Genomic DNA, 13,755 nt, shown 5'->3' on the forward strand with positions numbered 1-13,755 from the left:
TCGTATGCAATACTCATCAGGCGCAGAACCTCTATGAAGTTGATCTCGGAAGGACCATCTTCATACCGAGGTTCTGCGTTTTTCTCTTGCATATCAACGAGTTCGGCGAGTCATCCGTCATCGCCACTTCACACTACTCAACGTCACCAAAGGTTACACGGAAGAGTTCATTGGGTGTCGATCGAGGTTCCCTCACGGGCGACGTTCTGTGAGGGGGCGGCTGCGCTGCAAGATAGTCTGCCGGGAGGCGGGAGTCAGGTGTTCTTCACCTCGCGCGTCGACCCTTTCTGGATCAATGTGCGAGGATCATTCCAGGGAAGCGAGTGGTCTGGTCGTGATTGAACAGGTCGAAATACACGGGTTTGATTCTCCGCAGCATTTTGCCGAATTTCAACGGTCGCTCGAGGATGCCGTTCTGGCGGCAGAGGTTGCGCCGGTTGACGTTGAAGACCGTTACGGCAGCCTCATGTTTGAGGAGAAGTGGTATCGGCTGAGTTCGGGTGAGATCTGGCGTCTCGTCAGTCCAGACTTCCCGTTCAAGGGTGTTTTTCTGAGGGCATAGCCAGACTGGCCTCGATCATTCACGTGTGCTCGGCATCCCTCTGCTGCCAAGGATGTGATGCTTCAGCGGATCGGGCAAGCGGTCGAGAACGTTCAACCGCTGACGTTGGTGATGCCTGCCATCGGTGCGAGCACGACCGGTGGATCGACCTGGTAGGGGCCGATCTTCAAGGTGGGCTTCGTCTCGATGAGGGCAGTCACGCCTTCCGTTGTCGCTCGTGACGCGAGGTACCCGCCGGAGGGTTGCTCCGAGCTTTCTTTGCCCGCACGGTTCACGGTCTCGATAGGTGCTCATTCAACTGCGACATCTTTACCCCATGCCCCGCAGCTCCCCGGGTGAGCCCGCCTCTTTGCGAGGGGAGAGGTCGAGCGGATTCCAGTAATCCCGATAGAGGGTGATCAGCCCGTCTTGGACGGTGATCACGGCGATGGCGGGACGGATCTGCCCGTGGGCTCCGGTGATGGCCATCTCGGCCACGATCGTCGTCGGGTCTTCGGTGACGTGGATCTTCAGCCGTTCCATCTTCGGGGACTCCACCCGTTTGGCGCGAGCCTTCACGTGATCGGAGAGCGCTACCTTGCCTTCCACCCGCGATGGCGCGCCCGGCGGGGCGAACGGGAACTCGAGGACGGCCTCGTCGTCGAACAGCGCGAGCCATTTGTCGATAGCGCCGTCCTGCAAGAGTTCCGCGCTGCGACGGAAGACGTCCACAGTTGTCTGCTGATCGTTCACTGTCGTCTCCTTGATGTCGGGTCAGGTGGTTCGGTTTGGTGAGAGCTCGCGGAGGCGTTCCTCCAATAAGTGTCATCATACAACTTTACGAACCGTACACCATATGGCATGATGAAGGTATGACGACGACGGACCAGGCGCCGGGGCGTCGTGAACGCAAGAAAGCGGCCACGCGCAAGGCTCTCGCCGACGCCGCCCTGCGCCTGTTCCTCGAACACGGGTACGACCAGGTCACTGTCCGCGAGGTCGCCGACGCGGCTGACGTGTCGGCCACGACACTGCTCAAGCACTTCCCCAGCAAGGAAGCACTCGCCTTCGACGGGGACGCGGAGGTCGAAGCCCCGCTTATCAAGTCCGTCGCGGACCGTACCGCCGGCACCTCGATCCTTGAGGCCTTGCGGGCCTACATGCGTTCCCGTTTGGCGAGAATCGTCGACGACCAGAAATCGGACGGCTTCATCCGGCTGGTGCAAGAAACACCCGCTTTGCGCGAGTACGCCCACAAGATGTGGATGCGCCACCAGGACGCACTCGCCCACGCGGTCGCGAGCGAGCTGCGCGCACCGTCCGACGATCCCCACTGCGCCGCCTTAGCCCGCTTTGCGCTCGAAGCGATCGACGTCGCCGCAAGATCTCCGGACCCAAGCCGGACCCTCGACGCGGCCTTCGACATCCTGGAACACGGCTGGCAGTCACACTGATGACCCGCGGCCTCTCTTTTCTCTGGAGAGGGGCCGTGCCATGACGATAGGCACCAGTTTCGTCCGAGTCGACGTACATGTGGTCTCGTCGGGATGCGCTCGATAGTCCATCTCAACGAGAAAAGTGGCGATCACGTCGACCAGGTGCTCACCGAGGCTGCATCAAGTCGTACAACACCTGCGCGATGGCCCTGGCCCTGTTCTTACAGGTCTGCGTATCGTCTCTGGTCGCATTCCAGTTGTCGACGCCAACCTTGAACGTCGCCACGACAGCCACGACAGCCACGACAGCCACGACAATGGTCACGATAGCGATGATCCAGCCCGTAGAAAGTCCGCGCTTCAGCGGTCTGGGGAATCCGCCGCCGTACGGTGGGCCGCCTTTTAGGAACTGGGCGTTCACGACTGCAGAGGGTCGTTCGGCTGCGCATTCACCGTGGTCGTGCTCGGCATGTTGAGCACCGTGCGCGCTACGTCGTCGAGATTGAACTCCAACGTTCCTCCCCTGCGCGATGGTCGACCACACTGTCTGGGCGACGGTACAGGCCTCTCGGACATACCGTACGGTCTTCGCGATTCGGGCAATGTAGCCGGTGAGGTTGCTGTCGAGGTGGTCCGCGAGACTCGTGCCGACGATGATCTTGACCGCTTTGCTCATGGTCTAGCGTCCGATCACTGACCGGTCCGCCTTACTTGAGGCTCACCCGAATGACGGCCTCCGAGGCCACTACGGCCAGCGCCTCGACGACCACATTGTCGGCCGTTACCCGGAGGCCGGAATGTCCGATCGTAGTCACCTCGTTGCCGTGGAAACTTGTTTGCGCCTGGTCGTCGCCGTCGCTAGAGAAGCTCGTGGGACCGCTGGCCCCAATGGTGATCACGCCCTCGTCGACTCCGAGGTCGAGGGCGACCGCTTCGCCATGGGCGTTCACGGTGGCGGAGCGGGTGACTTGCTCGGCGAGGAAACCGGCGTTTCCGATCCGCAGCCGACGGCCAATGCGCACAAGAGCACGGCTCCGAGGGTGAACGGGACGACCGCGCGCTTCGGGCTCATCGCACGGACGTTAAGCGACCCCGCCCGGGACTGGTCCCGGATGTCAAAAGGCGAAGTCGAGGCAGGCTAGGCGGGCGCCCGCGGTGCCGGCGTGGCCGGAGGTGGTGGCGGTGTGCATTTCGTGGATGACCACGGAGTTCGGGTGGCGGTCGCCGAGGGACCAGCCGACAGTAGATACCGCGAAGCCGTTGCCGAAGGGGTCAGTGGTGAAGTCGAGCCAGATCTCGTTGCGCGGGTTCGCGTACGCCGGGTCGACGGACGGAATTACCGGGTCCGGCGAGTGCTGGAAGTGGGGGCCGGCGGCATCGCCGGTCGGTCCGCAGGACTTGGCGTGCGCGTGGGCTCCGTACATGCGGCTGGGCAGCAGGCCGTGGACGCTCAGCACGGTCGTGGTACCGACGAACGCGCCTGACATGGCCAGCACGCTGCCGTAACCGCCGACCGGGACGAGCGCGGGGTTGTAGGTGATTGCTTCGGCGCCCGGGGTGTACGGGCTGAAGGCGCCGCTTGCCTCGATCACGACGGGGTGGGCGGCAGGGCTGGCAGCGGCCTGACCAGCACCTACGACGGCGAGGGCAGCGGCGGTGACAAGTGCGGGGAGAATGCGCATGATCATTCTTTAGCGACCCCCGCCCAGCCCGCGCTATACGAATCACCACATCAGGTGATGGTCGCCAGCTCGTAGGCTGTTGACGTGGCATCGAAAACTTCCGACCGGACTTGGCTGGTGGCCGTCGCGGCGGCGTTGTGGGGGACCGACGGGCTGCTGCGGGTACCCCTCGCCGAGAAGTTGCCGGCGGGGACCGTCGTGTTCTGGGAGCACCTGCTCGTCGTGCTCGTGCTGAGTCCGCTGGTGCCCGGCGCGCTGCGGGCGTTGCGGGGGTGCAAACCGCGCGAGTGGGTCGCGGTACTGGTCATCGGCGGCGGGTCGTCGGCGCTGGCTACGGCTCTGTTCACTGCGGCGTTCCAGGTCGGTGACCCGATCACCCCGCTCGTCCTGCAGAAGCTGCAGCCCGTGTTCGCGGTGCTCGCCGCCGCCTTTGTGCTGGGCGAGCGCGTCCGCGCCGGGTACGCGGTGTTCGCGGTTCCGGCGTTGATCGGCGCGTGGCTGCTCGCGTTCGCCGATCCGCTGCACATCCAGGTCGCGGCGCTCAAGGCCGCGCTCCTCGCCGTCGGCGCCGCGGTGTTGTGGGCTGCGGGAACGGTCATGGGACGGCTGGTTTCGACGTCGCTCCGGCCGCGTGACGTCACGGTGCTGCGGTTCACCGTCGGGCTTCCGGTTGCCGCGCTGATCGTGGGCGTGCGGGGGGACTCGTTCGCTGTCGGCTGGAACAACGCGCTGGGCTTGGCATTGCTCGCGTTCGTTCCCGGCTTGTTCGCGCTGAGCCTGTACTACGTCGGCTTGCGCTCGACGCCTGCCTCGCGGGCAACGCTCGCCGAGTTGGCGTTCCCCGCGACGGCCGCGGTGATCGGCGTCGCCTTCCTCGGCGGCCACCTGTCCGGCACTCAGTGGCTGGGACTGGGCATCGTCGTCGCGGCCGTCACCGCGCTCGGCTGGTACGAGAAGACCACGGACAAACCTCTGGTGTTGCAACCGGCACTCTGACTGTTCACTTCGGGTTCCGCCGCCGTTGCCCACCTCGTCGGCCGGCCCCCGTAGTTTCCGCTCGTGAACGACGCGAACCGCCGTACCTTCCTGCGCGGCGCCGGCTTGCTCGGCGCCGGCGCGGCCGTGTCTGTTGTGACTGTCGGGTCTACCGGGCTCGGCGCCCCGGCCAGTGCTGAACCTTCGCGCGGCCCGGATCCGGAGTCGCCGCGCTTCACCGTCGTGGTCATGCCTGACACGCAGTACCTCTTCGACGCCGACCGCGGCGATCCCGCACCGCTCGACGCCTCGCTGCGGTACGTGCTCGACCACGCCGGTGACGACAACGTTGTCTTCCTCGCCCACCTCGGCGATCTGACCCAGAACGGGCAGCCGTCGGAGTTCGCCGGAGCGAGCAAGTCGTTCGAGGTACTGGACCGCCGCCGCTTCCCGTACAGCGTGCTCGCGGGCAATCACGACATCGACTCCTCGACCGACGACCAGCGCGGCCCGACGTCGTATCTCGCGTCGTTCGGACCCCAGCGGTTCCGGAACTCCCCGAGTTACCGAGGTTCCACAAAGGACGGTTACAACAGCTACCACGTGTTCCGCGCCGGTGGCCGGGAATGGCTGCTGCTCGCGATGGACTGGCGGCCGTCGGCGGGCGGCTTCGCCTGGGCGAAGTCGGTACTCGCCGAGCATCCCCACACCCCGGCGATCCTGACCATCCACGAGTTCGTGGACGCCGACGAAACCGGGGCGACCGCGCTCTCCGATTTCGGCAAGCAGGCCTGGGACGAGCTCGTCGCCGACAGCGACCAGATCTTCCTGACCCTCAACGGGCACTTCTGGCCGCCGGGGCGGACGGTCCTGCGCAACAACGCCGGCCACGACGTCCACGCGCACATCACGAACTACCAGGACCGCTATTACGGTGGCAGCGCGATGATCCGGATGTACCGGTTCGACCTCGCTCGTGACGTGATCGACGTCAACACATTCTCGCCGGGCTGCTGGGACAAGCGCCGAAGCTGAACGAGTTGCAACGGCTGGAGATCGAGCGCACCGGTTCGCAGGATCTGTTCACTTTGGACATCGACTTCGAAGCACGGTTCGCCGGTTTCGCGCCGGTTCCGGTGGCGCCGCCTCGTCCGGTGCGGGACCTCGTCGTGCCGGGAACGGTTGCCTACTGGCGGTTCGATGGCGGAAAGGACGGTGTGGCAGTGCCCGACGGCACGCCGATCCGAGACCTTTCCGGACACGGCAACGACTTGACGCGCGTGACGCTGCCAGGCAGTGACGCGAACGCGCTCACGTTCTCGTCGCAGTTCCACGATGGACAGCCCGCCCACGCGAGCCTTCGTTTCGATGGCTCCAAGAATCCGGCTCGCGGGGCGTATCTGCGCACAGTGGACTCCGCGCCGATGAACACCGCGACTTTTCCACGCGGTTACACGGTCGAAGCTTTCATCAACCTGCCGAGCAATTTCACGAACGGATCGCACGGCTGGGCCGGGTTGTTCGGGCAGGTCGGCACGGGTAAGCAAGCGGGCAAGACCGGCGACGACCCGTCCGAACCTGCCGTGACACTGTCCCTTTCGGACGGTGCCGAACTCCAGTGGGCCGTCTTCCCGACCAACCAGAACGGGATTTCGACGGCGTGGGGCCATGAACTGCCACTCGGCCGCTGGTGGCACGTCGCCGTGGTCAACGACGGCTGCCACACCACGATGTACGTCGAGGGCTGCCCAGTGCTGCGCAACCCGAAAACGCCGTCGATCGGGCTCTCGAACCCAGGCAACGGCTGGATGCTCGGCGCGTACGCCTACAACAACTTGGTGGAGCAGGGTTTCTACGGTTGGATCGGGGACGTCCGCGTGGTGGAACGCGCGTTGGCCGTGCGGGACTTCATGCTCGTGCCCGCGCTTCGCTGAGGAATCGCGCGGACGCCTCCGGATCGGTGAGCCAGCCCTCGTAGTCTGCCGGGTCCGGAAACAGCTGCGCGAACCGCTGGGCGACCTCGGGGATCGTCTGCGCGGCGATCAGGGTGTCCACCACGTGCGGCGGCGGTGGCTCGAGCAGGTCGCTGTTGAACCGCGTCGCATGCCTTGCGTGCGCCCAGAACCGGTCGAAACTGCGGCGCATGAACTCCTCGTCGAACGGCTTGTCTCCGTGTTCGAGGATGGCGTCCTGGTAGACGGCCGCGCAGCGAGTGGCCATGTTCGCGCCCTGCCCGCCGACCGGGTCGTTGGTCACCGCGGCGTCGCCCATGGCGAGCACCTTCGCCCCGGAGGGCAGCGTGCCGACGGCGTCGCGCACGACCGGCGTGACGCGCCCGGTGATCGTGTCCAGCGGTCCGGCCGGGCGCCCGTTCGCGGTAATTCCGGCGAGCCACGGGAAATGCGTGCTGAGCAGCTTGTGGGCGAGTTCGAAGTGCTGGTCCTGATCGGTCACGTCGTCCCAGACGTCGAGCGGCCCGCCGGGGATCCCGAAGAAACCGAGGCCAACCACCGGCCCGGTCGTCGACAGCACGGGCAGCGCGAAGCATTCCCCGACGGACGACAGTCCGAAGTTGACCCCGGCGGCCATCGGGAACGGATCCTCGCCGACGGCTTCGAGGTAGATCGCCGACAGCGCACGCTGCGGGGTCGAGAACCGGGACAGTTCGGCGTTGCGCTTGAACAGGTCCGCGAACTGCGGGCCGCGGCCGGCGGCCACCAGCACGAGGTCGAAGTCCCGGGTGTACGGCTCCAGTTCGTCCGGGGTGACGCTGGCGATCCGGATCTCACCGCCGATGCGGGCGAACTCATCGAGCCAGGCGGCCATCTTGATCCGCTGGTCGACCGACTCGGCGTGCTCGTCCAGCGTGGCCAGCCACGAGATCGCGGGTTCCTGCTCGCCGGGTTCGCCGGCGCCGAAGAACGCCACCTCGCTCACCCACGGGACCTCGTCGTTCCAGAAGTCGACACCCAGCCTGCGTTCGTGCGCCAAGCCCGGCGCGAACACACAAGCGTTGGAGATCAGCCGGCCGCCGCGCAGTGCTTCGGCGGTGCGCTCCGCGACAACGGTGACGTCGTAGCCGTTCTGCTTGAGCCCCAGCGCCAGCAGCAATCCGGCTTGTCCTGCTCCGACCACGACGATCCGGCGCATCAACGACCTCCGCTTGACTGGTTCCGGCTTTCAGTGTGCCGGAAACGGGGATCCCGTGGCGACCGGTTCCCGGGCAGTTTCAGGTGCCCGATCGGGTGCCCGAAAGACCGGAGGCGGCGTGCTCAGTCCGTGAGCGAGCCCCAGGCGTAGGTCTGCTTCGCCAGCTTGAGGTAGACGAACGTTTCGGTGCTGAGGATCCCCGCGATCCCGCGGATGTCGTCGTTGAGCACCTGCAAGAGGTGGTCGTCGTCGCGGCAGATGACCTCGGCGAGCAGGTCGAAGCTGCCCGCGCACAGCACGACGTAGTGCACGTCCGGCAGCGCGGACAGCCTGTCCGCGACGGCGTGCAGGTCGCCGCTGACCTTGATGCCGACCATCGCCTGCCGTGCGAGGTCGACGTCGAGTGGGTCGGTGACCGCGACGATCTGCATGGTCCCGTCGCGCATCAGCCGCTGGACACGCTGCCGCACGGCGCCTTCGGACAGGCCGACGGCCTTCGCGAGCGCGGTGAAGGACGCGCGACCGTCCCGCTGCAGGAGCGAGATCAGCGTCCGGTCGGTTTCGTCCAGGCCCCGCGGCGCACGCTGTTCCTCGTCGGCCATTAGGCCCTCCTACGGTTTGCGACACAGAGTTTCTTGTTCCGCAGCGTAACGAGCGTCCGGCAAGGATCGGCCACCACGCGGGCGTCTCAGCTTTCCGGTGTCGTGATCGATGCCGCAAGCGAAAATCGTAGCGCGGAAGCCATTGAGCAGCTGATTCACTTGGCAATGGCCGTTTCGACTGTTACCGTCGTCTGGTGTGAGGAGCATGAGGTGTCGCGCTAACGCGCCTGGCGGGCTGGGTGTCCGCTGGTTTGCGCGCTGCGGTGGCGGCCGCCAGCTCGGGGGTTAGCGCAAAAGTGCGACGCCCGTGACCTGCCGCTCACACCTTCAAGGACCCCGGAATGACCAGCTTTCTTCCGGCGCGCCGCCATGTCCGCGCGCCCGTCTCACCGACCGTTTCGCCGGCTTTTTCCCACCTTGACGCCCTGGCCGATGCCATCCCGAAGCCGTATTGGACCGACGCCCGCCCGTGGCCCGAACCGCGGTCCGCACTCACCGCCGATACCACGTGTGACCTGGTAATCATCGGTGGCGGTTACACCGGACTCTGGGCCGCCCTGCAGGCCAAGGAAGCCGATCCGAGCCTCGACGTCGTGCTCATCGAAGCCGACACTTGCGGTGCTGCGGCGTCCGGTCGCAACGGGGGATTCTGCGCGTCGAGCTTGACGCACGGGATCCTCAACGGCGTCGAGCGCTTCGCCGACGAAATGCCCGAGCTGGAGGCGCAGGGCCTCGCCAACCTCGACGAGATCGAGAAATCGATCGCGCGGTACGGGATCGACTGCGACTTCCAGCGCTCCGGCGAACTCCACGTCGCCACCGAACCCTGGCAGGTCGACGAGCTGGCGCGTTCGGCCAGGCTCGCGGCGTCACTCGGACACGACGTCCAACTGCTATCCGCGGAGGAGACGCGACGCGAGGTCAACTCGCCGACGTACTTGGGCGCGCTCGCCATGCCCCGCGGCGTCGCGATGCTCGATCCGGCCCGGCTGGTGTGGGGTCTTCGCGAGGCATGCCTCAGGCACGGGGTCCGGATCCACGAGTGGACCAAGGCACTCGCGGTAACCGAAGCGCGCCATGGGATCGAGGTGCGCACGCCGTACGGGCGGATCGGTGCGGCGCGCGGAGTCCTTGCCACCAATGGGTTTCCGCCGTTGCTTCGGCGGCTGAAGAACTACATCGTGCCGGTGTACGACTACGTCTTGGTCACCGAGCCGCTGTCTGACGCGCAGCTCGCGTCGATCGGCTGGCAGGGGCGTCAGGGTATCGGCGATTCGGCGAACCAGTTCCACTACTACCGGCTCACCGAGGACAACCGGATCCTCTGGGGCGGTTACGACGCGATCTACTACTACGGCGGGCCCGTCCGCAGTGACCTGACGCTGCGCGCGGACACGTACGCCGTGCTCGCGGACCACTTCTTCGAGACGTTTCCGCAGCTGGAGGGCATTCGCTTCACGCATCGCTGGGGTGGGGTGATCGATATGTGCAGCCGGTTCTGCCCCTTCGTCGGCACCGCGATGGGCGGTCGCCTCGGGTACGCGCTCGGGTTCACCGGGCTCGGCGTCGGCGCCACCCGATATGCCGCCGGCGCATTGGTCGACCGGCTCTATGGGCGGAACACCGAGCGCTCGCGGTCGAACCTGATGAACTCGAAGCCGCTGCCGTTGCCGCCGGAGCCGTTCCGCTGGCTCGGCATCCAGCTGACCCGCTGGTCGCTGAGCCGGGCGGACGAAAACGCCGGGCAGCGGAACCTGTGGCTGCGCACCTTGGACAAGGTCGGGCTTGGCTTCGATTCCTGACGTTTTATGGGCATGTTACAGCTGAATGCGTAGCTGTTTACATAATCGACAACGGAAAACCTTGCATTGATCTTGCTGGGCTGTCACGATCGGGTGAACATGTGATGGCGGTAACTCTCTGGAGGCTCGACCCCATGAGCGCAGCACCGACCCAGCTTTTCCCGGTTTGCAACCCCGCGACCGGCCAGGTCATCGAGGAGATCCAGCTCGATCGCGTGGCCGATGTCGACGTCGCGGTCCGCACGGCGAGAAGGGCGCTCCCAGCATGGGCTGCCACGCCGGCCGGGGAACGCGCGGCGATCCTCAACCGCGTGTCGATCCTTATCGCCGAGGGCGCGGAGGAGTTCGCGCGCGTCGAAACCCAGCAGTGCGGCAAGCCGATCCGCCTGTCCCGCGAGTTCGACATCCCGGTCACCGTGGACAACGCGGCGTTCTTCGCGGGTGCCGCGCGGACGTTGGAGGGCAAGGCGTCCGGCGAGTATTCGGCGCTGCACACGTCCACGATCCGCCGTGAACCCGTGGGCGTCATCGGGTCCATCGCGCCGTGGAACTACCCGCTGAACATGGCGGGCTGGAAGATCTTCCCGGCGCTGGCGGCAGGCAACACCGTGGTCATCAAGCCCGCCGAGATCACCCCGCTGACCACGCTCATGCTGGCGGAAGCGTTTGCGGAGGCCGGTCTGCCCGACGGGGTGCTCACCGTGCTGCTCGGTCGCGGGCCGGACGTCGGCGAGGCGCTGGTCGGCCATTCCGGGGTGGACATGGTGTCGTTCACCGGGTCGACGCCGGTGGGTAAACGCATCGCCGAGATCGCCGCGCGGGGACCTCGCCGTGTGCATCTCGAGCTCGGCGGGAAGGCGCCGTTCGTGGTGTTCGACGACGCCGACCTCGAGGCCGCGATCCACGGTGCCGTCGCCGCGACGCTGATCAACGGCGGCCAGGACTGCACCGCGGCCACCAGGGCGTATGTCCAGCGGCCGTTGTTCACGAAGTTCGTCGACGGCGTCGCCGCGCTGATGGAAACTGTCCGCATGGGCGATCCGGAGGATCCCGCGACGGACCTCGGGTCGCTGATCTCGGTCGCGCAGGCCGAGCGCGTCCACGGGTTTGTCGACCGTGCGCTGACCGCGGGTGCCCGCGCTGCGTGTGGCGGCAAGAAGCCCGAAGGCGCGTTCTACGCGCCGACGTTGATCGTGGACGCGGCGCAGGATTCGGAAATCGTGCAGGACGAGGTCTTCGGGCCGGTACTGGCCGCGCTGCCGTTCGATACCGACGACGACGGGCTCGCGCTGGCCAACGACACCCGCTACGGCTTGGCCGCGTCGGCCTGGACCACGGACGTCTTCCGCGCGCAGCGGGCGTCGCGCGAGATCGCCGCCGGGTGCGTGTGGATCAACGACCATATTCCGCTGATCAGCGAGATGCCGCACGGCGGCGTCAAGGCATCCGGGTATGGCAAGGACCTGTCGTCGTACGCGCTCGAGGAGTACACGACGGTCAAGCACGTGATGAGCGAGATCACCGGCGTGGCCCGGAAAGACTGGCACCGCACGGTTTTCGCCGGTGGTCACCATGCTTGAGCGCACGCATGCAGAAGTAGGGACAATCGAAACGGCCGGCGTCTCCGACAAGGGACTCCGTACCGGGGCGCTCGGCATGGTGTCCTCGTTGGTCATCGGCATGTCGTCGACGGCACCCGCGTACTCGATGGCCGCGACGCTCGGTCTGCTTGTGTTGGCAGGAACCGGGTTCAAGGTCGCGGCGTTCGTGTTGCTGGCGTTCATTCCCGTGGTGTTCGTCGCGTTCGCCTTCCGGGAGCTGAACTCCGCGGAACCCGACTGCGGGACCAACTTCACTTGGGCCACAAGGGCGTTCGGGAGCCGCGCGGGCTGGATGACCGGCTGGGTGGTGACCGTCGCGCAGCTGCTGGTGATGAGCAGCCAATCCGCGATCACCGGGCGGTACACCCTGCTGCTGTTCGGGTTGGACTCGTGGGCGGGCAACCGCGCAGTGACCACTTTGGTCGGTGCGGTGTGGCTGATCCTGTTGTGCTACTTGTGTTATCGCGGGATCGAGATCTCGGCGAAGGTGCAGTGGGTCCTGCTCGGGATCGAACTGTCCATTTTGGCCATCTTCTCGATCACCGCGCTGGTGAAGGTTTACGGCGGAACGGCAGGGCCGCAGGCGTCGCATCCGCAGTGGAGCTGGCTGTGGCCGTCCGGGATCGGGCTCGGTGCGTTCGTACCGGCGGTACTGCTCGCGGTATTTATCTACTGGGGCTGGGAAAGTTCCGTTTCGGTGAACGAGGAATCCGCCGACCCGCGTCGCGGACCCGGCCGCGCGGCCGTGCTCTCGACGGTGTTGCTCGTGGTCAACTACCTGCTCATCACGGTCGCCGCGGTCGCGTTCGCCGGGGTCGGTTCGTCCGGGATCGGGCTCGGCAACCCGGACAACTCCAACGACGTGCTCGCCGGGCTCGGCACTGCGGTGTTCGGCTCGGCCGGGGTCGGGAAGTTCTTCGGCGTACTGCTGGTGATTTCGGTGCTGACCAGCGGCGCGGCGACGAGCCAGGCGACGATCATGCCGGCCGCGCGGACGACGTTGTCCATGGCCAGCCACGGCGCGCTGCCCAAGGCGTTCGCCCGCGTGCACCCGAAGTACCAGACGCCGGTGGTGTCGACCTGGGCGTTCGGGCTGGTTTCGCTGGTCCTGTACGTGATCCTGGCGGTGTGGAGCGACAACGTGATGTCCGATTCGGTGAACGCCACCGGGCTGACCATCGCGATCGAGTACATGATGACGGCGTTGGCGTGCGTGTGGGTGTTCCGCAAGACATTGCTGGCGAGCCCGCGAAACTTCATCCTGCGCGGCCTGCTGCCGGGCCTCGGCGGGGTGTTCTTCGCGGTGATCCTGGTGGTGGCTCTTGTGCAGTACGCGAAACCGGACGCGGGGTCGACGACGGTGTTCGGCATCGGCGGGGTCGCGGTCATCGGCATCATCGCGATCGTGCTCGGCGTGCCGCTGATGTTCCTGATCCGCAAGAGCTGCCGCGACTTCTTCGCCGGTCGCCGCCTCCCTCGGGGCTCCGTGCCCCCGGGCGGTGACTCGATCGTCACGCGACGTTCGCAGTCGCAAAGCTGACTCGGGGGATGTTTCGTACAAAAGTGGTTCTTGTGTCGTATGTGTGGGTCCGCGACGCCTCAGTGGCTGGTGAGGTTCTTGAGGTCAGCGGGTGTGGTCGGCTGTCAGTGAATGTGGGACTCGTCGGCCTGAACGTGGGACTCGCCGGGCCGGAGTGTGGGACTCGCCGACGCACTGTGCGAGTCCCACACTCAGCGAGGGCGAGTCCCACACTCAGACCGACGAGTCCCACACCCAGCTCCGGACACCGGCATTCGCCGTACACCGAGTCGCTGGCTTGTGGCGGATGGTGGCCGGGTCCCTGCGTGTCAGGGTGAGTTGAGTCCACTGGTTCACAGCAACCCGGCCTGATGCAGGGCGAGATACGGATCGACTGAGATGACCCGCACGAGCATGTCCTCGCTGGTCGAGGGCGATAATGTGCAG

14 protein-coding genes are annotated in these 13,755 nt (G+C 66.1%); 8 read left to right on the forward strand and 6 right to left on the reverse strand.

Translation table 11 applies throughout. The features are described 5' to 3' along the window. Positions 1 to 334: 334 nt before the first annotated feature. A complete protein-coding gene (locus tag JWQ81_RS41410; RefSeq protein ID WP_297550712.1) occupies positions 335 to 562 on the forward strand; it encodes a hypothetical protein in 228 nt (75 codons plus the stop codon). 309 nt (positions 563 to 871) lie between these two features. Here the strand turns inward: JWQ81_RS41410 and JWQ81_RS41415 are convergent, their stop codons facing one another. Further along, positions 872 to 1,294: a nuclear transport factor 2 family protein gene (locus JWQ81_RS41415; protein WP_297550714.1), complete on the reverse strand. Its 423-nt coding sequence runs from the start codon at positions 1,292 to 1,294 to the stop codon at positions 872 to 874. Between the two features lie 119 nt (positions 1,295 to 1,413). On the opposite strand from JWQ81_RS41415, the gene JWQ81_RS41420 reads away from it, so the two are divergent. Further along, positions 1,414 to 1,995, forward strand: coding sequence for a TetR/AcrR family transcriptional regulator (locus JWQ81_RS41420; protein WP_297550716.1), 582 nt, complete (start codon positions 1,414 to 1,416; stop codon positions 1,993 to 1,995). A gap of 148 nt (positions 1,996 to 2,143) precedes the next feature. Here the strand turns inward: JWQ81_RS41420 and JWQ81_RS41425 are convergent, their stop codons facing one another. The 3 genes from JWQ81_RS41425 to JWQ81_RS41435 form a co-directional block, all read right to left on the reverse strand. After that, on the reverse strand, positions 2,144 to 2,653 hold the full coding sequence (locus JWQ81_RS41425) for a hypothetical protein (RefSeq protein ID WP_297550718.1): 510 nt from the start codon (positions 2,651 to 2,653) through the stop codon (positions 2,144 to 2,146). 31 nt (positions 2,654 to 2,684) lie between these two features. Further along, positions 2,685 to 2,999 carry a hypothetical protein gene (locus JWQ81_RS41430; protein ID WP_297550720.1) on the reverse strand — a complete coding sequence of 105 codons (315 nt, stop codon included), beginning with the start codon at positions 2,997 to 2,999 and terminating at the stop codon, positions 2,685 to 2,687. Positions 3,000 to 3,092: 93 nt separating this feature from the next. Then, the gene (locus JWQ81_RS41435; RefSeq protein ID WP_297550722.1) at positions 3,093 to 3,659 is read right to left on the reverse strand and encodes a superoxide dismutase; all 567 of its coding nucleotides are present in this window, start codon (positions 3,657 to 3,659) and stop codon (positions 3,093 to 3,095) included. A gap of 84 nt (positions 3,660 to 3,743) precedes the next feature. Here JWQ81_RS41435 and JWQ81_RS41440 point away from each other — a divergent pair, with 84 nt between their 5' ends. The 3 genes from JWQ81_RS41440 to JWQ81_RS41450 all read left to right on the forward strand — a co-directional run bounded on the left by JWQ81_RS41440 (position 3,744) and on the right by JWQ81_RS41450 (position 6,568). Beyond that, complete coding sequence (locus JWQ81_RS41440) at positions 3,744 to 4,655, forward strand: DMT family transporter (RefSeq protein ID WP_297550724.1); 912 nt, start codon at positions 3,744 to 3,746, stop codon at positions 4,653 to 4,655. A 63-nt stretch (positions 4,656 to 4,718) separates the two neighbouring features. Next, complete coding sequence (locus tag JWQ81_RS41445) at positions 4,719 to 5,669, forward strand: metallophosphoesterase (RefSeq protein ID WP_297550726.1); 951 nt, start codon at positions 4,719 to 4,721, stop codon at positions 5,667 to 5,669. Positions 5,670 to 5,674: 5 nt separating this feature from the next. Further along, positions 5,675 to 6,568, forward strand: a complete 894-nt coding sequence (locus JWQ81_RS41450) for a LamG-like jellyroll fold domain-containing protein (protein ID WP_297550728.1) — start codon at positions 5,675 to 5,677, stop codon at positions 6,566 to 6,568. Here JWQ81_RS41450 and JWQ81_RS41455 read toward each other — a convergent pair. Next, positions 6,543 to 7,784, reverse strand: coding sequence for a styrene monooxygenase/indole monooxygenase family protein (locus tag JWQ81_RS41455; RefSeq protein ID WP_297550729.1), 1,242 nt, complete (start codon positions 7,782 to 7,784; stop codon positions 6,543 to 6,545). The genes JWQ81_RS41450 and JWQ81_RS41455 overlap by 26 nt on opposite strands. Positions 7,785 to 7,906: 122 nt before the next feature. Next, positions 7,907 to 8,386, reverse strand: coding sequence for an Lrp/AsnC family transcriptional regulator (locus JWQ81_RS41460; protein WP_297550731.1), 480 nt, complete (start codon positions 8,384 to 8,386; stop codon positions 7,907 to 7,909). 341 nt (positions 8,387 to 8,727) lie between these two features. Between JWQ81_RS41460 and JWQ81_RS41465 the strand changes: the two genes are divergently transcribed. The 3 genes from JWQ81_RS41465 to JWQ81_RS41475 all read left to right on the forward strand — a co-directional run bounded on the left by JWQ81_RS41465 (position 8,728) and on the right by JWQ81_RS41475 (position 13,329). Continuing rightward, positions 8,728 to 10,188 (forward strand): FAD-dependent oxidoreductase, encoded by a 1,461-nt coding sequence (locus tag JWQ81_RS41465; RefSeq protein ID WP_297550733.1) that lies wholly within the window; start codon positions 8,728 to 8,730, stop codon positions 10,186 to 10,188. Between the two features lie 134 nt (positions 10,189 to 10,322). Next, positions 10,323 to 11,768, forward strand: a complete 1,446-nt coding sequence (locus JWQ81_RS41470; protein WP_297550735.1) for a gamma-aminobutyraldehyde dehydrogenase — start codon at positions 10,323 to 10,325, stop codon at positions 11,766 to 11,768. Continuing rightward, entirely contained in the window at positions 11,761 to 13,329 is a 1,569-nt protein-coding gene (locus JWQ81_RS41475; protein ID WP_297550737.1) for an APC family permease, read from the forward strand. Before JWQ81_RS41470 ends, JWQ81_RS41475 begins: the two co-directional genes overlap by 8 nt. Positions 13,330 to 13,755 lie beyond the last annotated feature (426 nt).

This window comes from Amycolatopsis sp. (assembly GCF_025464955.1).
Taxonomy (GTDB): Bacteria; Actinomycetota; Actinomycetes; order Mycobacteriales; family Pseudonocardiaceae; genus Amycolatopsis.